The organism is Chryseobacterium sp. UF-81, assembly GCF_058245105.1.
Map to the genome: position 1 here is coordinate 99,257 of NZ_JBSIBX010000007.1, position 22,868 is coordinate 122,124.

28 protein-coding genes are annotated in these 22,868 nt (G+C 38.3%); 11 read left to right on the forward strand and 17 right to left on the reverse strand.

What is annotated here, in order from left to right; all coding sequences use genetic code 11:
* Positions 1-49 precede the first annotated feature (49 nt).
* The 7 genes from AC4IFE_RS11500 to AC4IFE_RS11530 all read right to left on the reverse strand — a co-directional run bounded on the left by AC4IFE_RS11500 (position 50) and on the right by AC4IFE_RS11530 (position 7,123).
* Positions 50-457, reverse strand: coding sequence for a GxxExxY protein (locus tag AC4IFE_RS11500; protein WP_490757200.1), 408 nt, complete (start codon positions 455-457; stop codon positions 50-52).
* A gap of 33 nt (positions 458-490) precedes the next feature.
* Positions 491-1,738: a fumarylacetoacetase gene (gene fahA / locus AC4IFE_RS11505; protein ID WP_490757202.1), complete on the reverse strand. Its 1,248-nt coding sequence runs from the start codon at positions 1,736-1,738 to the stop codon at positions 491-493.
* 73 nt (positions 1,739-1,811) lie between these two features.
* Entirely contained in the window at positions 1,812-2,270 is a 459-nt protein-coding gene (locus AC4IFE_RS11510) for a hypothetical protein (RefSeq protein WP_490757204.1), read from the reverse strand.
* 70 nt (positions 2,271-2,340) lie between these two features.
* On the reverse strand, positions 2,341-3,471 hold the full coding sequence (gene hppD / locus AC4IFE_RS11515) for a 4-hydroxyphenylpyruvate dioxygenase (RefSeq protein WP_490757206.1): 1,131 nt from the start codon (positions 3,469-3,471) through the stop codon (positions 2,341-2,343).
* 234 nt (positions 3,472-3,705) lie between these two features.
* A complete protein-coding gene (locus AC4IFE_RS11520; RefSeq protein WP_490757208.1) occupies positions 3,706-4,500 on the reverse strand; it encodes a hypothetical protein in 795 nt (264 codons plus the stop codon).
* A 135-nt stretch (positions 4,501-4,635) separates the two neighbouring features.
* Positions 4,636-5,910 (reverse strand): acetyl-CoA hydrolase/transferase family protein, encoded by a 1,275-nt coding sequence (locus tag AC4IFE_RS11525; protein ID WP_490757210.1) that lies wholly within the window; start codon positions 5,908-5,910, stop codon positions 4,636-4,638.
* A gap of 25 nt (positions 5,911-5,935) precedes the next feature.
* Positions 5,936-7,123, reverse strand: a complete 1,188-nt coding sequence (locus AC4IFE_RS11530; protein WP_490757212.1) for a homogentisate 1,2-dioxygenase — start codon at positions 7,121-7,123, stop codon at positions 5,936-5,938.
* 121 nt (positions 7,124-7,244) lie between these two features.
* On the opposite strand from AC4IFE_RS11530, the gene AC4IFE_RS11535 reads away from it, so the two are divergent.
* Entirely contained in the window at positions 7,245-9,314 is a 2,070-nt protein-coding gene (locus AC4IFE_RS11535) for a TonB-dependent receptor plug domain-containing protein (protein WP_490757214.1), read from the forward strand.
* On the forward strand, positions 9,311-9,772 hold the full coding sequence (locus tag AC4IFE_RS11540) for a thioredoxin family protein (RefSeq protein WP_490757216.1): 462 nt from the start codon (positions 9,311-9,313) through the stop codon (positions 9,770-9,772). The genes AC4IFE_RS11535 and AC4IFE_RS11540 overlap by 4 nt, the downstream gene beginning before the upstream one ends.
* 417 nt (positions 9,773-10,189) lie before the next feature.
* Here AC4IFE_RS11540 and AC4IFE_RS11545 read toward each other — a convergent pair whose 3' ends face one another.
* Together AC4IFE_RS11545 and AC4IFE_RS11550 are read right to left on the reverse strand one after the other, a co-directional pair.
* Entirely contained in the window at positions 10,190-10,660 is a 471-nt protein-coding gene (locus AC4IFE_RS11545) for a cupin domain-containing protein (protein ID WP_490757218.1), read from the reverse strand.
* 3 nt (positions 10,661-10,663) lie between these two features.
* A complete protein-coding gene (locus AC4IFE_RS11550; protein WP_490757220.1) occupies positions 10,664-11,653 on the reverse strand; it encodes an NADP-dependent oxidoreductase in 990 nt (329 codons plus the stop codon).
* A 91-nt stretch (positions 11,654-11,744) separates the two neighbouring features.
* On the opposite strand from AC4IFE_RS11550, the gene AC4IFE_RS11555 reads away from it, so the two are divergent.
* Complete coding sequence (locus AC4IFE_RS11555; RefSeq protein ID WP_490757222.1) at positions 11,745-12,122, forward strand: winged helix-turn-helix transcriptional regulator; 378 nt, start codon at positions 11,745-11,747, stop codon at positions 12,120-12,122.
* 169 nt (positions 12,123-12,291) lie between these two features.
* Here AC4IFE_RS11555 and AC4IFE_RS11560 read toward each other — a convergent pair whose 3' ends face one another.
* Positions 12,292-12,657 (reverse strand): DUF1304 domain-containing protein, encoded by a 366-nt coding sequence (locus AC4IFE_RS11560; protein ID WP_490757224.1) that lies wholly within the window; start codon positions 12,655-12,657, stop codon positions 12,292-12,294.
* 67 nt (positions 12,658-12,724) lie between these two features.
* Here AC4IFE_RS11560 and AC4IFE_RS11565 point away from each other — a divergent pair, with 67 nt between their 5' ends.
* From AC4IFE_RS11565 to AC4IFE_RS11575, 3 genes are all read left to right on the forward strand, one after another.
* Positions 12,725-13,297, forward strand: a complete 573-nt coding sequence (locus AC4IFE_RS11565; RefSeq protein ID WP_490757226.1) for a Crp/Fnr family transcriptional regulator — start codon at positions 12,725-12,727, stop codon at positions 13,295-13,297.
* A gap of 63 nt (positions 13,298-13,360) precedes the next feature.
* A complete protein-coding gene (locus AC4IFE_RS11570) occupies positions 13,361-13,792 on the forward strand; it encodes a DoxX family membrane protein (RefSeq protein WP_490757228.1) in 432 nt (143 codons plus the stop codon).
* A gap of 4 nt (positions 13,793-13,796) precedes the next feature.
* On the forward strand, positions 13,797-14,240 hold the full coding sequence (locus AC4IFE_RS11575; protein WP_490757230.1) for a carboxymuconolactone decarboxylase family protein: 444 nt from the start codon (positions 13,797-13,799) through the stop codon (positions 14,238-14,240).
* Between the two features lie 116 nt (positions 14,241-14,356).
* Here the strand turns inward: AC4IFE_RS11575 and AC4IFE_RS11580 are convergent, their stop codons facing one another.
* The 4 genes from AC4IFE_RS11580 to AC4IFE_RS11595 all read right to left on the reverse strand — a co-directional run bounded on the left by AC4IFE_RS11580 (position 14,357) and on the right by AC4IFE_RS11595 (position 16,894).
* Positions 14,357-15,031, reverse strand: a complete 675-nt coding sequence (locus AC4IFE_RS11580) for a type 1 glutamine amidotransferase domain-containing protein (RefSeq protein WP_490757232.1) — start codon at positions 15,029-15,031, stop codon at positions 14,357-14,359.
* Between the two features lie 74 nt (positions 15,032-15,105).
* Positions 15,106-15,393 carry a putative quinol monooxygenase gene (locus AC4IFE_RS11585; protein WP_490757234.1) on the reverse strand — a complete coding sequence of 96 codons (288 nt, stop codon included), beginning with the start codon at positions 15,391-15,393 and terminating at the stop codon, positions 15,106-15,108.
* Positions 15,394-15,395: 2 nt separating this feature from the next.
* Complete coding sequence (locus AC4IFE_RS11590; protein ID WP_490757236.1) at positions 15,396-16,280, reverse strand: NAD-dependent epimerase/dehydratase family protein; 885 nt, start codon at positions 16,278-16,280, stop codon at positions 15,396-15,398.
* The gene (locus AC4IFE_RS11595) at positions 16,277-16,894 is read right to left on the reverse strand and encodes an NAD(P)H-dependent oxidoreductase (RefSeq protein ID WP_490757238.1); all 618 of its coding nucleotides are present in this window, start codon (positions 16,892-16,894) and stop codon (positions 16,277-16,279) included. The genes AC4IFE_RS11590 and AC4IFE_RS11595 overlap by 4 nt, the downstream gene beginning before the upstream one ends.
* 188 nt (positions 16,895-17,082) lie before the next feature.
* Here AC4IFE_RS11595 and AC4IFE_RS11600 point away from each other — a divergent pair, with 188 nt between their 5' ends.
* Together AC4IFE_RS11600 and AC4IFE_RS11605 are read left to right on the forward strand one after the other, a co-directional pair.
* A complete protein-coding gene (locus AC4IFE_RS11600; RefSeq protein WP_490757240.1) occupies positions 17,083-17,829 on the forward strand; it encodes a metallophosphoesterase family protein in 747 nt (248 codons plus the stop codon).
* A 129-nt stretch (positions 17,830-17,958) separates the two neighbouring features.
* Entirely contained in the window at positions 17,959-18,879 is a 921-nt protein-coding gene (locus AC4IFE_RS11605) for a LysR family transcriptional regulator (protein ID WP_490757242.1), read from the forward strand.
* Here the strand turns inward: AC4IFE_RS11605 and AC4IFE_RS11610 are convergent.
* The 3 genes from AC4IFE_RS11610 to AC4IFE_RS11620 are packed head-to-tail and all read right to left on the reverse strand — an operon-like array spanning position 18,832 to position 19,733.
* Positions 18,832-19,299, reverse strand: coding sequence for a GNAT family N-acetyltransferase (locus tag AC4IFE_RS11610; protein WP_490757244.1), 468 nt, complete (start codon positions 19,297-19,299; stop codon positions 18,832-18,834). The genes AC4IFE_RS11605 and AC4IFE_RS11610 overlap by 48 nt on opposite strands.
* Positions 19,299-19,583: a GNAT family N-acetyltransferase gene (locus AC4IFE_RS11615; protein WP_490757246.1), complete on the reverse strand. Its 285-nt coding sequence runs from the start codon at positions 19,581-19,583 to the stop codon at positions 19,299-19,301. The genes AC4IFE_RS11610 and AC4IFE_RS11615 overlap by 1 nt, the downstream gene beginning before the upstream one ends.
* Before the next feature lie 9 nt (positions 19,584-19,592).
* The gene (locus AC4IFE_RS11620) at positions 19,593-19,733 is read right to left on the reverse strand and encodes a hypothetical protein (protein WP_490757248.1); all 141 of its coding nucleotides are present in this window, start codon (positions 19,731-19,733) and stop codon (positions 19,593-19,595) included.
* Positions 19,734-19,953: 220 nt separating this feature from the next.
* On the opposite strand from AC4IFE_RS11620, the gene AC4IFE_RS11625 reads away from it, so the two are divergent.
* The 3 genes from AC4IFE_RS11625 (at position 19,954) to AC4IFE_RS11635 (ending at position 22,821) form a co-directional block, all read left to right on the forward strand.
* On the forward strand, positions 19,954-20,829 hold the full coding sequence (locus AC4IFE_RS11625) for an aldo/keto reductase (RefSeq protein WP_490757250.1): 876 nt from the start codon (positions 19,954-19,956) through the stop codon (positions 20,827-20,829).
* A 107-nt stretch (positions 20,830-20,936) separates the two neighbouring features.
* The gene (locus tag AC4IFE_RS11630) at positions 20,937-21,641 is read left to right on the forward strand and encodes a DNA alkylation repair protein (protein ID WP_490757252.1); all 705 of its coding nucleotides are present in this window, start codon (positions 20,937-20,939) and stop codon (positions 21,639-21,641) included.
* A gap of 115 nt (positions 21,642-21,756) precedes the next feature.
* Entirely contained in the window at positions 21,757-22,821 is a 1,065-nt protein-coding gene (locus AC4IFE_RS11635; protein ID WP_490757254.1) for an NAD(P)H-dependent flavin oxidoreductase, read from the forward strand.
* The last annotated feature ends 47 nt before the right edge of the window (positions 22,822-22,868 follow it).

The following is a 22,868-nucleotide window of genomic DNA, read 5'->3' on the forward strand; positions in this document are numbered from 1 at the left end:
CCACAAAAGTCACAAAAGTTTTTTAAGTAAAATCAATTGTTTTTAAAGTTCAAAAAAGCATATTGTAATACTTATTTACAAAAGTTTCCTGGCCTTCATGATATAAGTTTTTTACATTAAAGTTGACTAAGATTCCTTTGGGTTTCTTCATTAAATTAATATAATTTAAAATTTGAGATCGGTGAATATCATTGAATTCCACAACCGATTTTAGTTCGACAACAATTAAATCTTCGACGAGAAAATCACAAAAGAAATCACAACTCATTTCTTTCTCTTTATAAATTACCGGAATTTTTAGCTCAGATTTAAAATTAATATTTCTCAATCTGAATTCTTCTTCCAGGCATTTATGATAAACACTTTCTAATAAACCAGCACCTAAAATTTTGTGAACTTCTATGCAGGCGCCATTTATCTTATAAGTCAAATCAGTTAAATAGGACTGGGTGATCATGAAATCTTTTGTGACTTTTGTGGTTGAAAGATATTATACCGTTGGGATAATTTTACCGGAAACCTCACCAAAGCCAACTCTCACTCCATCTTTTTCAGCCCAGGCTTTCATGGTAACGGTATCGTTGTCTTCAATGAATTTTCTTTCCTGTCCGTCTTTCAATTGTATAGGATTTTGTCCTCTCCAGGTCAGTTCCAGCATGGACCCGAAAGATTTTGGATCGCTTCCTGAGATGGTTCCGCTGGCATATAGATCTCCAACTTCCACATTACATCCGTTTATGGTATGATGCGCTAATTGCTGAGCCATATTCCAGTACATGAATTTATAGTTACTTTCTGAAATCAGGTTTTCTTCACCGTTTTCAGGTTGCAGATAAACTTCAAGATTGATATCGTAATTTTTGTCACCCTCAAACTTTAAATAGTCTAAAACTTCAGGATCCTGCTTTGGAGAAGCTGTTCTGAAAGGTTCTAGCGCTTCAAGGGTAACAACCCATGGAGAGATAGATGAACCGAAGTTTTTCCCAAGGAAAGGTCCCAGCGGAACATATTCCCAGGCCTGGATATCTCTTGCCGACCAGTCATTGAATACTACCATTCCGAAGATCGCTTCTTCAGCATCTTTTGTAGAAATGCTTTCACCCATTTCTGAGTTTCTGTTCAAGATAAAGGCCATTTCCAGTTCAAAGTCAAGCTGCTTGCTTGGCCCGAAAAGCGGTTTTTCTGCGTCTGCAGGTTTTGTCTGGCCTTTCGGACGGTTAATTTCTGTTCCTGAAACTACGATGGAGGAAGCTCTTCCATGATAGCCTACCGGAAGGTGTTTCCAGTTTGGAAGCAGGGCATTGGCCGGGTCACGGAACATTTTTCCAACGTTCGTAGCGTGTTCAATGCTGCTGTAAAAATCCGTATAATTCGGGATGTGCACAGGCATCATCATTTTTACTTTGTCAAGGTCATAGAAAGCATCTGCAATGGTTTTTTCGTCTTTTGACAGGATCGAACCTTCCTGCAGGAGTTCCTGAATTCTTGTACGCACGACATTCGTTACAGGTTTTCCCAGCTCAATAAACTCGTTGATGGTATAGGCTTCAAAAACATTATCGTCCAATCCTTCAATATTTTCAAAATATCCAAGATCATAAAGAGTGGCAAGATCAACAACCTGATCTCCGATCCTCGTACAGCATCCGATATATTCTTTATTAAAAACTGCTACTCCGAAAGGAATATTATGTATAGAAAAGTCTGAATCTGAAGAATATTCTACAAATGATTTCATAATTTTTTTGGAATTAAATTAAAATGGTAAGACTGCAAATCCATATGGATCTGCAATCCTGATTTTGTGGGAATTATTTCTTTTTGGAATAAGAGGCCTCATCTATCCATCTGTCTTTGGTATTAACATCAATAAGATACAGGATATTATCCTGCTTCGTCAATAGCAAAGTTTTGGTTACAGGCATCGGAACTTTTTTGTTTTCAAGTTTATCCGCTCTCAGAGAAAGAATGTTTTTTTTCCTGATGATATCTCCTGTAAAAACATTTGAACTGCTTTCGCCGGTAGCTTTATCATCAAAAACTTCTACATAGGTAGCTTCTTTTCCTTTAATAACAATAAAATCTCTTTCCGTATGATCCTCTGCATCTTTAATGAAGACGAACTTCTTATTGTCAACATTTACATTTTCAAGATGCTGATTGATGCCTTTTCTTTCTTCCAGACGGTTAAGAATTTCATTAAGAGTTCCATACTGTGCATTAAGCCCTAATGTTCCGAAAAATAAAATCCCGATAAAAAGTTTTCTCATAATGTGTGTTTTAAAAAAAAGTTTTGTCAAGATTCTTTATCCTGACAAAACTTAGTATTCTATTTATAAATTAAAGATTTCCTCTTCTTTCCTGCTCTCTTTCCAATGCTTCGAACAACGCTTTGAAATTTCCGGCGCCAAAACTCTGTGCACCGTGTCTTTCAATAATTTCGAAAAACAGAGTAGGACGGTCTTCTACAGGCTTCGTGAAAATCTGAAGCAAGTATCCTTCTTCATCATGATCAATAAGGATGCCTAAGTCCTGTAATTTTTTAAGATCTTCATCAATATGGCCAACTCTTTCAGGAACCATATCATAATAAGCCTCTGGTGGAGCGGAAAGAAACTCTACTCCGCGTTTTTTTAATTCGGTTACAGTGTGGATGATATCTTTGGTAGCTACAGCGATATGCTGTACACCCTCTCCTTCATAAAAATCAAGATATTCTTCTACCTGAGATTTCTTTTTACCTTCTGCAGGCTCATTGATCGGGAATTTGGCATATCCGTTTCCGTTGGACATTACTTTAGACATCAATGCAGAATATTCTGTATTGATCTGCTTGTCGTCGAAAGAAAGGATATTCACAAAGCCCATTACTTTTTCGTACCATTCTACAGTAGGAATCATTCTGTTCCAGTCTACATTTCCTACACAGTGGTCTACGTATAATAAACCTGTTTCTTCAGGGTTATAATTGCTTTCCAACTTTTCATATCCGGGCATGAAAGCTCCTTTGTAGTTTTTTCTTTCGATAAACATGTGGATGGTTTCTCCGTATGTGTAAATTCCGGACATTCTTACCTCACCGTTCTCATCCGTTAAAGTTACAGGCTCCAAATATGGTTTTCCGCCTCTCTTGGTTGTTTCTTCAAAAGCCTGGTAAGCGTCATCTACCCAAAGTGCCAATACTTTCACTCCGTCGCCATGTTTTTTTACATGCTCACTGATAGGTGAATCGGATTTGAGCCCTGTTGTTAATACCAGTCTTATTTTTCCTTGTTGAAGAACATAAGAAGCACGGTCTCTTACTCCTGTTTCAGGCCCTGCATAGGCTACAGACTGAAAACCGAATGCGGTTTTGTAATAATGGGCAGCCTGTTTAGCATTTCCTACATAAAACTCAATGTAATCTGTACCGTTGATCGGTAAAAAATTCTCGGCTTGAGCAATTTTTTCGGCAAATGTAAGTGTTGACATATTTCTATTTTTACTTTTATTTTTATGTATGCAAATTACAAAAAACTTAGAAATAGTGAAAGCATTGAAATGGATTGATTAAATATAGTTAACATAAAGTTAAAAAAGAGTTCATTTAAGTATATTTAAGTTTTCTTATAATGGAATTTGATATTTATCTTTGAGATACAAAGAACAAGTGAAAAAAAAATATTTTCGAAACAGGAAAGCCGTAGAATCTTCTACGGCTTTCTTTTATTTATCTATTTCGAATTTTCTGTTGAGCCTTCCTGCATCAGGATTATAGTTGTCCCAGATTTTCCATACATTGTCTATTTTACGGATAAAATAGATCTGGGTATTGAGCTGGTTAACGAAATGTTCTTCACCAGTTTCACCTACTTTAAACAAAAGATTCCAGAATTCCTGAGTTTCCAGTATTTTTTTGTCAGGTTCATCAGTGACAAGGTGAATATCAAAAACTTCATAGTTGGAACGGTTGTTTTTAGTGACCAGCTGAAAATCCCTTTCACACAATTCTTTGCTGAACTGTGAAGTTCTTTCTAAAAATGGTGAACCGTCAAAGACCAGCTCTTTAAAAATCTCGGGTTTATGATCGGGAAAATTCTTATAAAACTCAAACGTGCTGGCACAATAGTCATATACCATTTTCGTAAACAATTCCAGGCTGCCTGCCGGTTCTTTATCCGGGCTGTTCAACTTTAAGGACTGTATGTAGTGGTTTAAATCTTTGTAACCCAGGAAAATACATATTTTGTCCAGTGTTTTCAGGAACCTGAGGTCATTATGGGTTTTGTCCTGATAATCATTTTCAAAGAAGCGCTGGAGAGTAACGTGTGATATTGTATTTCCTATTTCAAATTTTTTTCCTCCTTTCAGTTCTTCAGCGTCAGACAATTCATCTTTTATAATTTCAGAGAGAATAATATAATGGCTTCTTTTCCATTCACTCACATTCCCCAAAACAGAATTTTTTACTTTCGAATGCTTTTCAACTTCTTCTCTAATCGAATTATATATAGTTTTCAATTTCCTTTGGTTTTGAATGAGTTTATCAAAAACACTGCCAAAATGTTAAAGTTTTTTTTACAGCCACTTTGCTCTTGTTGATAATATTGTTATTTGGCTGCGATACATGTTTAAAAAAAATACTAAGAAAATTCCTTACTGTTTAAATCTTTCATATGCAGCTCTCTCCAGCATTTCCCGGTCATCAGGGTGTGCAATGCTGATCAGTTCCTGAGCTCTCTGGCGGAGATTTTTACCATATAAATAAGCTGTACCATATTCTGTAACTACATAGTGGATATGCCCTCTTGTTGTCACAACACCGGCTCCCTGTTTAAGAAAAGGAACGATCCTGGAAACTCCTTTTTTGGTTCTTGAGGTAATGGCAATAATGGGTTTTCCATCTTCACTTAAAGCTGCTCCTCTCATAAAGTCCATTTGGCCTCCGATTCCGCTGTACTGCAAAGTTCCGATAGAGTCTGCACATACCTGTCCGGTGAGGTCAATTTCAATGGCGGAATTGATGGCGACCATTTTTTTGTTCCTCATAATATTAATCGGAAAGTTCACATCGCTTACGTCTTTGAAGGCAAAAACGGTATTGTCATCCACATAGTCGTAGAGTTTTCTTGTTCCGAAGCAAAAGCTTGTAATGGTTTTATTATCATTATAACCTTTATACTTGTTATTGATCACATCATTCTGGATCAGGTCTATAACCCCGTCGCTCAGCATTTCCGTATGAACTCCCAGATCTTTATGATTGGTTAAACATTTCAGAACCGCATCAGGAATGGTCCCGATACCCATCTGCAATGTGGATTTGTCTTCAATAAGTTCTGCTACATTTTTTCCGACAAGCATTTCTTCCGGACCAACCTTTGAACCGTAATCTACGGTTGGAAGTTCTTCCTCATGCCATACGAGCTTATGGATCCTGCTGATGTGAATCATCCCGTCTCCGTGCGTTCTTGGCATCAAAGGGTTGACAATAGCAACGATGAGCTTAGCAGTATCAACAGCTGCCCTTGCAACATCTACAGAAGTTCCCAAAGTACAGAAGCCGTGTTTGTCCGGCGGAGAAACGGTCACCAGGGCAACATCCAGCGGCAGAATATTTTTTCTGAACAGAATAGGAATTTCGCTTAAAAAAACGGGAACGAAATCTCCCCGGTCCGAGTTCACTGCATCCCGTACAGGTGTTGATACGAACAGTGAATTAACAAAAAAACTGTTTTTATATTCGGGTTTTGCAATTTCTACATTTCCCTGTTGGGTAATGGAAACCATCTCTACATTTTCCAGACGGTGAGACTGTCTTGCCAGCTCATCAATAAGATAATTGGGAGTACAGGCACTCCCGTGGAAAAATACGCGGTTTCCGCTTTTTACAGTATATATGGCTTCTTCTGCACTAATATAATTGTACATAATGAAATTTTTATGAGTGATTTTTTTATTCCTGAGAACGGTCTTCCATGGTTTTATCGGATTCTTCCAGCCAGGAAGTTTTATAGGATGGATCTTCCACTTTTAAAGCTTCTTCCGTAATTTTCAACGGACGGAAAGGATCTACCATTACCGCATATTCTTCAGTGAATTTTTTGCCGATGCTTCTTTCCATGGCCCCCGGATGTGGTCCGTGTACAATTCCTCCTGGGTGGAGGGTAAAGTCCATCAGGTCGATATGGTTGCGGCTCATGAAATCACCTTCTGTATAGAATAAAACCTCATCAGAATCAATATTTGAATGGTTATAAGGAGCCGGTATAGCCAATGGATGATAGTCATACATTCTGGCACAGAAAGAGCAGACTACGAAATTATGGCCTTCAAAATTCTGGTGTACCGGTGGCGGTTGGTGAATTCTTCCGGTGATTGGCTCAAAATTTTTAATATTGAATTTATACGGATAGAAATATCCGTCCCATCCCACAACATCAAACGGGTGCGTTGCATAAATAAAATCTGTGATCTGGTTTTCTTTTTTTACTTTAATTAAAAATTCTCCTTTTTCATCCTTAGGCTCTTTAAAAACCGGAGGAATCATGTCTCTTTCGCAGAACGGAGAATGTTCCAATAGCTGCCCGAATTCGTTTCTGTATCGTTTCGGAGTGTAAATAGGAGAGTGGCTTTCAAGCACAAAAAATACGGTGTCTTCTGATTTTAGTTCTACCTGATAAATGGTTCCTCTTGGGATGATGAGATAATCTCCGGTGACAAATTCCAGATCTCCAACAAATGTTTTCAGGATCCCTGTTCCCTGGTGAACATATAAAAGCTCATCACATTCAGCATTTTTGTAGAAATAATCCATAGACTTTCTGGGTTTTGCCAATCCCATTTTCAGGTCATTATTCATCAGAAGGATTTTTCTGCTGTCCATGAAATCATCTTCTGGTGTTACATTCATTCCCTTGAACATTCTCGGAGCGACGTTTTTTTCCACCGCGATCTTTGGTGTAACATCTTTCGCCGGTCCTATTGATTTGATCTGTGTAGGTCGGTGTGTATGGTAGAGCAGTGAGGAAATTCCGTGAAAGCCTTCCGTTCCGAAAAGCTGTTCATAGTAAAATTTATCTTCCGGCGATTTGAAAATCGTATGTCTTTTTGGTGGGATATTACCCGCTTGATGATATCTCATTTTACTTTTATATCTAGTTTCTCAAATTTAATCATTTTTCGTGAATTGATTCCAACAACATTTGTCATGGTGTTTTGTAATTCAAAAATAATTGTTAGATTTGTCTAACAATTATAATTTCATGAAGCGAATACTATTTTCTGTTACTCTTTTATCTTCTTTTTGTTTTTCTCAGGAAACAGACAGCCTGGATGTACAGCAAGCTATAAAAACTGATTCAGCAACAATTCCTAAAACAATAATCAAGATGAGTACTATTGAAGATGTTGTTATTACCGGAACCATAAAGCCTTTCAGCAGATCAAAAAGTCCTGTAGCCGTAGAGGTTTACAGTCAGAAGTTTTTTCAGAAAAATCCAACACCTAGTATTTTTGAAGCCATTGCGATGGTGAATGGAGTAAAGCCGCAGCTCAATTGTTCAGTATGTAACACGGGTGATATCCATATCAACGGTCTGGAAGGGCCTTATACGATGATTCTGATCGATGGAATGCCTATTGTAAGTTCTCTTTCCACAGTATATGGTTTAAGCGGGATTCCGAACAGTCTTGTTGACAGAATTGAAGTCGTAAAAGGTCCCGCTTCTTCTATTTATGGTTCAGAAGCAATGGGAGGGGTAATCAACATTATTACCAAAAATGCACTGACAGCTCCTCGATTAAGTGTTGATCTGATGACGAGCACATGGAGTGAAAATAATCTTGATGTTTCAACGAAATTTAATGTGGGGAAGAATGCTGCGTCTTTACTGAGCATCAATTATTTCAGCTTTAAAGAAAAGATAGATCAGAACAAGGACAATTTCACAGATGCAGCATTGCAGAGCAGAGTTTCTGTTTTTAATAAATGGAATTTTAAAAGAAAGGAAAACCGCCAGGCAAGTTTTGCGCTGAGGTATTTATACGAAGACCGTTTTGGAGGTGAAATGCAGTGGAACAGATCGTACCGTGGAAGCGGAGATGTATATGGAGAAAGTATTTATACCAACAGAGCGGAAGTGTTTGGGCTGTATCAGTGGCCTTTGAAAGAATATATTGTTACCCAGTTTTCTTATAATTACCATGATCAGAATTCTTTTTACGGCAGCAATCCGTACGATGCATTGCAAAAAGTGGCTTTTGCCCAGACCTATTGGAGCAAGAAACTTGGGAAGCATGACCTGACGAGTGGAATTACCTTTAAAAGAACATTCTACGATGATAATACACCCGGAACCTTATCTGGCGACGGAGTGACAAATGCACCAATGAAATCGCCGATCTGGGGTGCCTTTGTGCAGGATCAGTGGGAAATTAATGATAAGAATACTTTACTGGTTGGCTACCGTTTCGATTATGACAAAATCCATCATGAAGTGCATTCCCCAAGGCTGGCATGGAAATTTTCCCCGAATCCATATCATACGCTGCGATTCAATTTTGGAACAGGATTCAGGGTGGTGAATCTGTTTACAGAAGACCATGCTGCACTGACCGGCTCTCGTGAGGTATTGATCCGGTCGGATCTGAAGCCTGAGAGATCCGTCAACGGGAATTTGAATTATATCTGGAAAATTCCGGTGGGAGGCCGCTTGCTCCAGTTGGATGCATCTGCATTCTATACCTATTTCAGCAATAAGATTGTAGGCGATTTTGATACTGATCCAAATAAAATTATTTATGATAATCTTAATGGATACGGAATTTCGAGGGGAGCTTCTCTGAATGTAGATTTCAGTTTCAGTTTTCCTTTAAGCGTCAATTTAGGAGTGACCTATCTTGATGTCTATCAGAAATTCGATGGGGAAAACGAAAAATCACAACAGCTGCATGCCCCGAAATGGAGCGGAACCTACAACCTTTCTTATAAGTTTACGAATGACCTTACTGTAGATTTTACAGGACAATTCTATGGACAGATGCGACTTCCTGTACTGCCGAATGATTACCGCCCTGAATATTCGCCTTTCTATTCCTTAGCTAATATCCAGATTTCAAAAAGTTTCAGATCTGGCTTTGAAGTGTATTGCGGAATTAAAAACCTGTTCAATTTTACTCCGAAAGACCCTTTGATGAGACCTTTTGACCCATTTGATAAATATGTGAATGATCCCATCAGCAATCCCAATCATTACACTTTTGATACGGCTTACGGATATGCGCCGATGCAGAAGATCAGAGGCTTTCTGGGAATAAAATATACCTTGAAATGAAAATTTTTATTTTATTTTTAATGTCAGTGCCCTGTTTTTATCTGTCTCAGATGAGAACAGGCACTTTTTCTGATCTTGAAACCTCCATGAAAAAAGATCCGAAACCGATTATTATCCATTTGTATACCGAATGGTGCTCAGTATGTAAAATAGAGAAGCATGCTTTGAATGGCAACAAAGAAACCGTAGATCTGATCAATAAAAACTTTTATCTGATCAATTTTGAAGCTGAAAAAACGAAAGAAAAAATAAGTTTTTTTGGACAGGAGTTTGGATATCTGCCGAATGGAAGCTCCGGAATCCATGAGTTGGCGCTGGCTTTATCTAAAAATAAGGATCAGCCTGTCTATCCTTTGTGGATCGTTCTGGATAAGGACCAGAAGTTAGTCTATTATCATGAAGGTCTGATGACGCCTGAAATAATGAAGCAGAAACTTTTGGAAATTTCTGCTTTGTAGGTGTTTTCTCTTGGTTTGCATAAGCCGTAAAGTTATTTTGTTTATTGCTGTTTTTTTTCTCTCGCTGATTATGCAGATTGTGCAGATTTTTTCTCGCTGTGAATAATTTGTAATGCAGCGAAATCTTTAAATTCTTCAGTCTTTGTTTTACGTAAACTGCAAAGTTATTTTGTTTATTGCTGTTTTTTTTCTCTCGCTGATTATGCAGATTGTGCAGATTTTTTCTTGTTGTGAATAATTTGTAATGCGGAGAAATCTTTAAATTCTTCAGTCTTTGTTTTACGTAAACTGCAAAGTTATTTTGTTTATTGCTGTTTTTTCTCTCGCAAATTGCGCAGATCGGGTAGATTTTTCTTGTTGTGAAAAAATTGTACTGTGGGAAAATCTTTGAATTCTTAAATTCTTTAATCTTTGAAATTAATTCTCCGCATCAATAAGTACGGCAAGCTGAATACACATTTCATCCGATCGGTTGCTCCAGGCATGATTGGTCCCTCTTTGGATAACGATATCTCCGGGTTTGAGAAGCGTTTCCCCTTCTTCCATCATCAGATAAAGTTCCCCTGAAAGGATAATAATATAGTCTAAAGTCTGTGTCTGATGCATCATAGGATGAGGTGCTCCCGCTTTGAATCCTATTCCCAGGTCTTTATCCGGTGGAATGACGACATAGCGGAAGTAGGTTCCGTTCTTGGGAGTTTTTGGAAAGCCTGTATTGGGGATTCTCGTCTCAAAATCTAATCCTGCCGGCATTGTCCGGGTATTCCAGATATCTGAGATGATTAGGCCGGGAAGATGCTCTACGGTATTTTCTGTCTGCTGATCTTCAATAATGACAGATTTTCCGTCTCTGATTCCTGTTACAACGCGTCTTGGTATTGTGTTCATAGTTTAATGTTTCATAATAAGTTTATGGCCTTGAGTCTGATTGTTTTTCAGAATAGAATGAGCCCTTAAAACTGTATCCAGAGAAAGGTCTCCCATTATTTTGTAATTGGGTGGATTGACCGTTACATTTTCAATAAGTCTTGAAATTTCTTCCAGACTTCCTTTGTAATATTGATAATCTTTGTTTATGCTGTAGGAATAATTGGAAATATTCATGATCAATGTTCCTTTATTGAAAAGGATTTCGTGAGCATCTTTTGTGACCAGTGCGGTGACATCTGCATACGTACCGTTGATTTTTAAAACTTCCGCCGTGATTTCAGACATATAATTTCCCACAAGATCAATTCCGAAGTCGAAAAGCTGTTCATCGTTAGCTTTTAAAAGATTTTTGGTGAGGTTTTCCTCTTTATAATTGATGATCTGATGATTTTTTAAGCCCATCCCAATAAGAATCTGTCTGTTTTCTTCACTTCCAACCGTAGCTATGATCTTTTGGAACTGATTAGCCAATAAAAATTTGATGACAAATGAACCGACCCCGCCTGTTGCTCCGGTCACCAAAACGGTATCACTGCCACTCAGTTTTAAACGTCTGACGATCTGCAGGGCAGTAAGTCCCGCAGAGGGAATGCCGGCAGCCTGTTCAAAAGAAATATTTTCAGGCTTCAATGCCACAATAGCTTCGGGAACGGCAATGTATTCTGCATAGGTACCGTTGCTTCCCATAGATCCGCTTCCGCAATATACCTCGTCTCCGATATTGAACTGGTGGGCATCTGCTCCTCTTTCTACCACAATACCGGATAGCTCACGGCCCAAAATGGGTGATTTGAGAAGTTTACGTTCCAGCTCATTTTCGATCATCTGATAATCGATAGGATTGAAACCGCTGGCCTTGATCCGGATTAAAACTTCATGATTTTTCGGTGCAGGTTTTTCTATCTCAGCTTCTCCGAGCTGGAAATTTTTATTTAATACAATAGCTTTCATAAAAATAATTTGATGAACAAATGTAAAAAGAGAATAGTTTATATTTGCTACCAGTTAACTATTGGTAACCAGTTACCTTAATGAAACTATTATGGCAAAAATTATTGAAAACGGTATCGAAAGAGAGGCAAGCTGCACAGAAGAATTATTCGCTATGCGCGACAGCCTGGATGTTTTGGGCGGGAAGTGGAAGCTGATGATTTTACGTTACCTGACCAACAGAACCGACCAGCAGATCCATTTCAAAAAGCTGCAGCGGGGAATAGATGGAATTTCAGCCAAAATGTTGAGTAAAGAGCTGAAAGAACTGGAAGTGAATCTTCTGATCACAAGAACCATTCAGGATACCAAGCCGATTACGGTGATTTATGCTGTTACGGAATATGGCAAATCAGTTTTACCGGTCACGGAAACTTTAGTGAACTGGGGAATTATTCACAGGGAGAAGATCAAGGAGTCGATGAGCTAGTTTGATTTAAAGATTGAAGAATTTAAGGATTTAAAGATTTTTTCTCAGTACAAATTTTTCACAAAAAGAAAATTGTCATTGCGAACCTTAAGGTGAAGCAATCTAACAGTTCAAAAAAACAAGTTTATTAAGATTGCTTCGTCGCGTTGCTCCTCGCAATGACAAAAGGCTATTTCAAAAGCACAGCAATGATAGCCAGTATCGCCGGCAATGCCTGTACGAAAAATATTTTTTTTGTTGCAGAAACAGCTCCATAAATTCCGGCTACTGCTACGCATCCCAAAAAGAACAGCGCAATATTATCCTGCCATTTTGGATCTTCAATTAAAAAAGACCAGATAAGTCCGGCGGCAAGAAAACCGTTATAAAGTCCCTGATTGGCGGCAAGCCCTTTCGTAGGCTTAAACATTTCTGCCGGCAGTGCGGCTTTAAATACTTCTTTTCCTTTGGTTTCCCAGGCGAACATTTCCATCCACAAGATATAAAGATGTTCCAGTGCAACGATGGCGATCAGAATTTTAGCAACAAGTTCCATGATTTAATGTTTTTTGACATTGTAAAACTAAAAAAATAAAGTTAAGTTTGGTTACTCAATTGCAAAGATGGATACTTTCAAAGCACATTTAAATAAATTTATTACGGTCACCGATGAAGAATATGCTTCCATATTTTCTTTTTTTAAGGAGATGGAAGTGAAAAAAAAGCAGGATCTGATGCGTAGCGATGAAATCTGCAGATCTATGTATTTTGTATCTTCGGGCTGTCTGAGGAAGTTTTTTGTGAATGAGAAAGGAACGGAACAGACCACTGAATTTGCTATAGAAAACTGGTGGATTACGGATACTTTTGCTTATGAAAGGCAGATCAAATCAGATTTCTGTATCCAGGCAGTGGAGCGTTCTTCCATAATTGTTATTGATCTTCAGCAGCAGGAGCTTCTTTTGGAAAAACATCCGGTCATGGAACGCTACTTCAGAATGATCTATCAAAGAGCTTATGCAGCATCGGAAAGGCGGATCCGTTACCTGTATGAGATGTCCAGAGAAGAGCTGTATGTACATTTCAGTACCCTGTATCCTTGGTTTATTCAAAGAATTCCACAATATCTTATCGCTTCTTTCCTGAATCTTACCCCGGAATACCTGAGCGAAATCAGAGCAAAATTACGTTCTTAAACCAGTTTAAGATTTTTACCGGTTTTAATCCGGAAATTTGTCATGTTATTAAAAGCCAATATCATGACAGACAAAAATATTCAGTTTCCGCAGCTATTTTTAAGAATTGCCATTGCTGTGACCATGCTTTCTGCGGTGGCAGACAGATTGGGCTTCTGGGGCAAAAATGCTGCATGGGGAAATTGGGCAAACTTCGAGGTTTATACAAGGAAGCTCACTTTTTTTCTCCCGGAAAGCTTAAGTGTATTTTCTGCTTATACCGCGACTTTTTTTGAAATCCTTTTCCCTCTGATGCTGCTTTTAGGCTGGAAAACCAGAATCGCGGCTTACGGAGCGGGCTTTCTGCTGCTGATCTTTGCTTTGTCAATGACCATCGCATTAGGAATTAAAGCCCCTTTGGATTACTCGGTCTGGGTAGGATGTGCAGGAGCTTTCTTACTGGCAGTTCAGCCGAAATATGTATTGAGTATAGATCATTTAACCAACAAATTATAGTATTATGAGCGCAAGATTAAACATTGCCAACGTAGATTCAGCAGCGTACAAAGCCATGTTTGGACTGGAAGGATACCTTCAGACCATTTCATTAAACCACATTCAAAAGGAATTAATCAAGATCAGGGCTTCACAGATCAACAAATGTGCTTTCTGTCTTGATATGCATACCAAAGATGCCCTTAAGTATGGTGAAACCACCCAGAGAATTTTCATTCTTAACGGCTGGAGGGAAGCGAAAGATTTCTTTACAGAAGAAGAGCAGGTGCTTTTGGCTATGACAGAAGAAATTACCCTGATCAGCGATAAAGGCCTTACAGAAGAAACCTTCCAGAAAGCAAAACAGTATTTTGATGATGCAAAGATTGCACAGATCATTATGGCTATTGTAACGATCAATGCATGGAACAGGATTGCGGTAAGCACCCATTCAGAAATTCCGAAATAGTTTTTGTTTATAAATTTAAACAACAAAAAATCCGTCTCACAATAATAAAGTGAAACGGATTATTTTTTATTTAGGACTTCTGCGTAATGCTATAAAAGCTAATAAATTAGATCTAATTATTTATTGAGTTCTTTTAAAATCGCTTCACCTACACTTTTTGCAGACTGAGGATTTTGTCCGGTGATCACTCTCTGGTCAGTCACTACATGGTTCTGCCAAAGTCCGGATTTTTCAAATTTAGCCCCTCTTTCTTTCAGTTTATCTTCAAGAAGAAAAGGAACCACATCAGTTAGTTTTACTTCCGCTTCTTCCTCATTGGTGAAAGCATTGATCTTTTTGCCGTCTACCAAATATTTTCCGTTGTTCAGTTTAATATTGACAAGACCGGCCGGACCGTGGCAAACTCCTGCTACAACACCGCCGTTCTCATAAATTTTTGAGGCAATATCCGCCAATTCCGTATTGTCAGCGAAATCCCACATGGCACCATGACCTCCAGCATAGAAGATAGCACCGTAATTGTTGGGATTTACCTGAGAAGGCTGTAAAGAATGATCGATCTTATTTTTGTATTCCGTGTTTTCCCAGAATTCCTTGTTTACAGGATCTTTCAAATCAAATCCGTCTACCGGAGGGGTTCCGCCTTTAGGGCTTACAAAATCAATTTCATATCCTGCTTTATGAAGGACTTCCCATGGATGAGAAACTTCGCCAAGATAATATCCGGTATCTTCACCGGTACTTCCTTTTTTGTCATGACTGGTTACGACAAATAAAATTTTCTTTTTCATATGTTTAGATTTTTGATGTTGTGCCTGAATAAATCCTATTGTAAACAGGGCTAAAAACATAAATGCTAATTTTTTCATAGAATATGTGTAGTATAAATTTGTGGTCTTTCCTGTAATTTTTCGTCAGCGATGGCTCCGAAAGCCTGAATATAAGGCTGCTGGTTATGCTGTGCAAGCCCTTCTTCACTTTTCCAGATCTCGTAGAAGATAAACTGGTTTTTATCTTCAACTCCCTGGTGAAGACTGTAAAGCTCACAGGCTTCTTCTTTTCTGGTTTCTTTTACCATATTCTGAAGAACTTCCAGTACTTCTGCCTGATGCTGATCTTTAGATTTTATAACTGCTGTAAGATAAATTTTCATAATTAAATAAAATTTTCTATGGATTGGTATTGGGGACTCCAGCCAAGCTCTGCTTTTGCTTTGTCAGAATTACATATACTGTTGGATGCAAACCCGAAATATCCGCCTGCAGGACCAAATGTATTGACTGCTTCCTGTACGCTGACAGACTGGGCAGGCTGTAAATGATATTGTCTGCTTATATTTTCTGCCAGATTCTTGATTGTTGAGGATCCGTTTTCTGCATAGTAAAGAGAGCCTGCTTTTGCTTTTTCCAATGCAAGTACATACAGATCTGCTAAATCTTCAATATGAAGGTTGGACCATACATTTTCACCTTTTCCAAAATAAACACCAAATCCTTTTTCCTTAGAGAAGTTGATTAAAGCGGGAAGCTGAATGCTGTCTTTTTTCAGACCCAACCCATCGCCATAAACCATAGTGGGTACAATGACAATGCTTCTTATATTTTTTTTGGCAGACTGAAGTATATAATTATTGATCAGTACTCTGGAAGCCATTTCAAGTCTCGGATTAAGGGGAATATCTTCTGTGTAGACAAAATCACTTTTTTCTCCGTTTTCTTTTCCTCCAAAAATAGCAGAGCCCGAGGTGAAAATAAAAGTTTTGCCGCTTCCCGCCAGTGCATTGATAAAACTGTCTGCAGCATACGCATCATCAGCAGAATCTGCTGTGTGGATAATGGCATCAGCATTGGAAATGGCAACATTCAAAACAGCTTCATCATGTATATTTCCTACAATGGATTCAATGCCTGATTGTTTCAGTTTTTCTGCTGCATCTGCATTGCGAACCAATCCTGTTACCCTGTAGTTCCTTTCTAATAGTTTCCGGGCAACGGTACCACCGATATAACCGGTAATTCCTGTTATCAGTATTTTTTTCATGAGACTAATTGAGATTTAAGTTCTTTTTCGAAAACATGTTCAAGGTGCTCTCTGTAAAGTTTCATATCACGCTCTATATTGGCATTTTTCTCTACATCATGGAAATGAAAACTTTCCATTTTTTCTAAAGAAACAAAGGCATTCATTCTGTGGAATCCAAATAACGGTCCATTATCTACGCTGGTTTCATTGAAGAATTCTCCCGGAAGCGTAAAGGCAGTTTCCGGAGCATTCCAGCTCGTGGTTACCATATATTTTCTTCCGCCCAGCATTCCTCCTGTACCATAATTGATTTCCGGAGTTTCGGCTTTTCTTCCGTCATTCATATAGATTCCTTTGGCATGACCGGCTGTGAAAACTTCGTCGATATATTTTTTGAAACCGTTGGGAAGCTGGAACCACCAGATAGGAGTGTGGTAGATGATAAAATCTGCCCAAACAAATTTCTTTACCTCTTCGTCACTATCAAATCCATCAGAAATCTGTGTGGTTTTTACCTCTACATTTTCAAATTTTTTAAGTACTTCTAGTGTATTTTCTGCAATAGTATTATTATATTTTCCTCCGGAATGCCCGAAATTTTGTCCTCCGTTGATGATCAGTACTTTTTTCATTGTATGATTGTTTAAATTTTATGATGCAAAGTTAGCTTGCTGTGTTGTATAATAAAAATAGCATAAATCATAACTAACTATTAGAATACTGATAGTTTGGATTGGTTCATTTATGTGAAATGTCATATTATCCGTTGATGACATTATCATTGTTCTCTTGTAAATTTGTTCGGCTCAATATAATGGATATGATACAGATTGCGGTTTTTAGTGATGTGCACGGAAATCTTCCTGCATTAAACAGGGTTCTTGAAGATATGGAGGAAAGAGGAATTCAGCAGAAATTCTGTCTAGGAGATCTGGTGGATTTTGCACCCTGGGGAAATGAAGTGATCGAAAAAATAAGAGAACTGAACATTCCATGTCTTATGGGGAACCATGATGAAAGAATAGCTTTTGATATTCCTGTCGTTCCTTTATCCAAGCATTCACCGGAAGAAACCCATGCAAGATCTATAGCGATTAATCATTCTAAGAAATATATCACCCCGGAGAATAAAAAGTTTTTGTCAGAACTTCCGTTTCACTTAAAATTAAATTATAAAATAGGGAAGAAGCATTGGAATGTTCAGCTTGTGCATTCAAGTCTGTCCAGTAATGATACTTATTTGTATGTATCTGAGCATGATGAGGTTTTTATCCGTATGCTGGAAGAATCTCAATCTGATATTGTTGTGATGGGACATACTCATTTGTCATTCAAAAAATATTTTGAAGCGGAAGGATGGGCAGTGAATTGTGGATCTGTAGGCCGTTCGAAGGAAGAAAACCGTCTTGCATCTTATCTCATTCTGACATTGGATGAGGAGCAGATCATTCCCGAGATCGTTCAGATAGCTTATCCGGTTGAAGAAACTGTCCGCGGGATTGAGGAAAGCAGAATTCCGGACTATTATGCTGCTTTTCTGAAAAATGAAAAAATATCAGCATTTTAAATTGAACTTTGCTTTTACAGAAAGGCGTCCTGATTTTAAGCTATTAAAATAGATATAAAAAGAAATTCTTGTGATATCAGTATTATAATTATTTTGTAATTTTGTATCATAATATTTATAACAAAGGTTATGGTCAATTTAGAATGGTACCGCACTTTTAAAGCGATATATAAAACCGGAACGCTTACCGGCGCTGCAGACTCTCTGTTTATTTCGCAGCCGGGTGTGAGCCTGCATTTAAGTTCGCTTGAAGCCTATGTAGGCTATAAGCTATTTGACAGGACCGGCAGAAAAATGATTCCGACCGAAAGAGGAAAAGTTTTATTTAATGCTGTTTCTGAACCGATTTCCAAGCTGGAAGATGTAGAGAAAAACTTTCAGAAATCTACAGAAAAATTAACTCCTACCATCAGCGTGGGAATGTGTTTTGAAACCTTTCAGACTACACTGGAGCAGTATGTTTCTACTTTGCCTTTCAATCTGATCATCAGCTTCGGAGAATATCCTGAAATGCTGGATCAGCTGGATAAAGGGATTCTGGACCTGATTATTACACCCAAAAAAGGAGTCTCACCTAATATCGAACATGAGGCATTTTCTTCTGAACAGATCATTCTTGTAGGCGGAAAAGATATAGATACGGAAAGTTTCCATAAGACTCTTAAAACAAAAGGTATTGAACATGCCGAAGAATGGCTGAAACAGGAAAAATGGTACGGAACGACCGGGGATATGGAGCATCTTTTTCAGTTCTGGATCATGAATTTCGGGCATAAACCTAATTTCCGTCCCAATTATATTGTCCCGAATTTATACTCCATCATCCGTTGTCTGAAAGGGGGAACCGGATTGGCCGTTATCCCTAATTTCCTCTGCAAAAATGAAATAGAGAGCGGGGAAGTCCAGCTGATCTGGGAAGGCGAGAAAAAACTGGAAAACACACTGTATTTCGGCTGCAGAAAGAAAACCAACTATCAGTCTGAAATTGATCATATCAAAGGATTATTCCGAAAGGTCATGGGTAAGAATAACCATGTCGCGCATTTGTAATCCGTTTTCATAAACAGGGAATGGGTAATTGTCTGTAAAGAAATTCTTACGTATTCTCTTTTTTATAAAACCGTTCTTTTCGTAGAATTTGATTTGCTGAAAACCAGTATCTGAAGTTCCTACGATTAAAGTTGTATAGCCATTTTCATGAGCAATTACTTTAGCCTTATCAATAAGAATACTGCCAATTCCCTGACTTCGGCTGCTTTCAATCACGGCCATATTTTTGATTTCCAATTCTGTACTGCTGTTTGGATGCAGCGCCATTACGGCAATGTTCTGCAGTCCGTCTTTTAAAAGGTAGACAGTGCAGTTAAAAATATATTGGTTGATGGCTTCAACGGTTTCGTCAGCCAGCAGCAGTAACTCATACGGAATATCAGTTGCCGGCTCTATCTTATTAAAAACAAAATTTTCCATTACAGACTCATATGGATAAGAGGGTAATCTTTTCCTGAACCATCCTTCTCCGATCTTCCAATTCTTTTGAAGCCCATTTTTTCATAAAACCCGATAGCTTGTGGATTCTGTTCGTTGACATCCACTTTGGTCAGTCCTGTAGTCTGCTTCATAAATTCGTAGAGTTTCTTGCCATATCCTTTTCCCCGCCTATCATGATGAATGAAAAGCATTTCCAGATTACCCTCAACTACAGAAGCAAAACCTGCTGCCTCTCCTTTTTCCAAAATCAAATAGACTTCCATATTCGGGAGTTAGTCTTCTGGAATAGCTTCTTTAAAATAATTAAAATCTTCAACAGAAAGGAAATCATGGGTTACTTTTACAGCAGATTCCCAGATCTCCATAATTCGTGGATAATCTTCAGCTTTAGCCAGCCTGATTTGATGGGACATTGTTGTGAGTTTACTGCAAAAATAGGGAAATTAGGTTAGAATTTAGAGTTTAGAAGTTAGAAGTTAGAAGTTAGAAGTTAGAAGAGGCGGGATGGTTTGAAATATTTTTCAACAGGCTCTAATTAGATTAAAAACAGTAAAAATGGTAAGCAGGATTTCCAAATTTTTATTGCAAATTTGTTAGGCTTTACATTAATATTAAAAATTAAATTAAAGAATTATGCAAAAGAAAACATATGCAGGACAGCCTGTAGTGACTTTAAATAACGGAGTGGATATTCCGGCTTTGGGCTTTGGCGTGTGGCAGATGGAAAATCTGGACGAATGTGAAAAAGCAGTGGTAAAAGCCATCCACACAGGATACAGAATGATTGATACAGCGGCTATTTATCAGAATGAAACAGCAGTGGGGCAGGCTGTGAAGGATAGTGGTGTAGGCAGAGATGAGCTGTTTATCACCTCAAAAGTATGGGTTCAGGATCATGGCTATGAAAAAGCAAAAAAAGCGTTTCAGAGAACACTGGACAGGCTGCAGATGGATTATCTGGACATGTACCTGATTCACTGGCCATATGGAGATTTCCTGGGAACCTGGAAGGCTTTGGAAGAATTGTATGCAGAAGGAAAGATCAAGGCAATCGGGGTATGTAATTTTACTGTAGAGAAATTAGAGGAACTGAAAGCCAATTCAACGGTTCATCCAGTGATCAACCAGATCGAGCTTCATCCGGTTTTCCAGCAAAAGGAGCTTCAGGTATATGACAGGGAAAACAATATCGTAACACAGCCATGGAGTCCTCTTGGAAACGGTAATGCAGATCTTTTAAACAATTCCCGGCTAAAAGCGATTGCTGAGAAATACAATAAAACTGTAGCACAGGTGATCCTGAGATGGCACCTTCAGGAAGGCTTTGTTGTCATTCCGAAATCTGTAACGCCTTCAAGAATTGAAGAAAACTTTAATGTTTTTGATTTCGAAATTACCGAGGAAGAAATGAATATTGTCCGTTCTTTAGATACAGGCAAAAGGCTGTTCTTTGATCCTAAAGATCCTGAGTGGGAAGAAAAGATGCTGAAATCCGTAGCGGATATTTAATATAGTATTACCCCATTTTCTCCCGCAGATCAAACGGAACACAGATTTAATATCAAGTCTGCTGGATCAGTTTGATCTGCGGGATTTTTTTTAATCAGATAACAATCATGAATGCAGCAAAATTTATAGAAAAACTGTCCACTTTCAGAAATGAGAAGGAAATAGACAAGGTTGAAAAATTTTTCAAAGGCAATGATGGCATTACAAAGCATTTTGGGGTCAGGTTCGGGGATGTTTTTAAAACGGCTGAAGAATTTTCTGCTTTGTCGCTGGAAGAAATTAATACGCTTCTGGATGATGATTTCTATGAAGTGAGAATGGGTGCGGTGAGTATCATGAGCCTTCAGGCGGGAAATAAAAAAACACCTGCAGAAAAGAAGAAAGAACTCTTTGATCTGTACTTACAACGTCACGACCGGCTAAATAACTGGGATTTTGTAGACCGCGGAGCAAGAAATATTATCGGAAACTACCTTATGGATAAGCCAAGAGATATTTTGTACCAGCTGGCCGAATCTGAAAATCCATGGGAAAGAAGAACAGCTATTGTCAGTACGCATGCTTTTATCAGGAAAAACGATGTTGAAGATACTTTTAAGATTGCTGAAATCCTTGTTCATGATCCTCATGAGTTGGTAAATAAAGCCGTTGGAAGCTGGATCAGGGAAGCAGGAAAGAAAAATCCCAAAAGACTGTATCATTTTCTTGATCAGTATGCGAGGACAATGCCTGCCGATACCTTTTCTTATGCTATAGAAAAGCTCGATCCTGAAATGAAAAAGCGGTTTAAGGAGCTGCGGAAGGAAAAATAAACGAATCACCTGTAGATGTTTGTGAGCAATATCATGCTTTATAAACTTAGCATATCAACCTTTATAAACTTAGCATATCAACAGATTTTTGTAAATTTTAAATAAAATAATTCCTATGTTCTGGCCGGATACACTCAGTAAAATTTTAGATGTAAAATACCCTGTAATTCAGGCTCCGATGTTTGGAGTAAGCACTCCGCAGATGACTGCAGCAGCTGCAAAAGCCGGATGTATGGGTTCATTGGCATTAGGAGACCTTTCTGCAACTAAATCTATTGAACTCATCAGAGAGACCAAAAAACTCACGGGTCAGCCGTTTGCTGTCAATATTTTTGTCCACGATATTCCTGAGCTAACGGATTCCTTAAGAGAAAAATTTGTTAAGGTCAAAGAGTTTATTACCCGGTTTGCAAAAGAAAATAATATAGAAGTTCAGCTTCCTGATCTTGAAGAGATCAAAGTGAATGGCTACCATGAGCAGATAGATACTGTTATTGAAGAAGGCTGTAAAATTCTGAGTTTTACTTTCGGAAACCTGGATGATAAAAGCATTCAGAAGCTAAAAGAGAACGGTATCACACTTATAGGGACCTGTACTTCCCTGGAAGAAGCATTAATCCTGGAGAAATCCGGAATTGATATCATTTGCGTGCAGGGAATTGAAGCCGGAGGACACAGAGGAACGTTTGATGCCGATAATATTCCTGAGATCGGGGGTATGTCTTTATTTTCTAAGGTTTATGATCATGTTAAAGTTCCGCTGATTTATGCGGGTGGTATTTATAATGGAAAAACATTAAGGGCTGCAAAAGAACTTGGAGCGCAGGGGTTTCAGGTCGGAAGTGTTTTACTGGCATCGCAGGAAAGTGCTTTACAGTTGTTTGAAAAAGAAAGACTGAAAAATGTAACAGAAGAGGATATTGTGGTGACAAAAAGCTTTTCAGGACGCTATGCGAGAGGAATTAAAAATAAATACATCGAAACTCTTGAAAACTCAGCATATATTCTGCCTTATCCCTATCAGAATAAGCTGACGAATGAATTGCGCAGGGTTTCAAAAACACTGAATAATCCTGATTTTGTAGGTATCTGGGCCGGGCAATCAATTCACGATTACAGTGAACTTTCTACAGAGGAGATTCTGAAAAAACTTATCGGAGATAGCGCAATGTCCTTTTAACTTGATCATAATTTTTATATTTTCGTGGATCAGTATCATCTTGTATA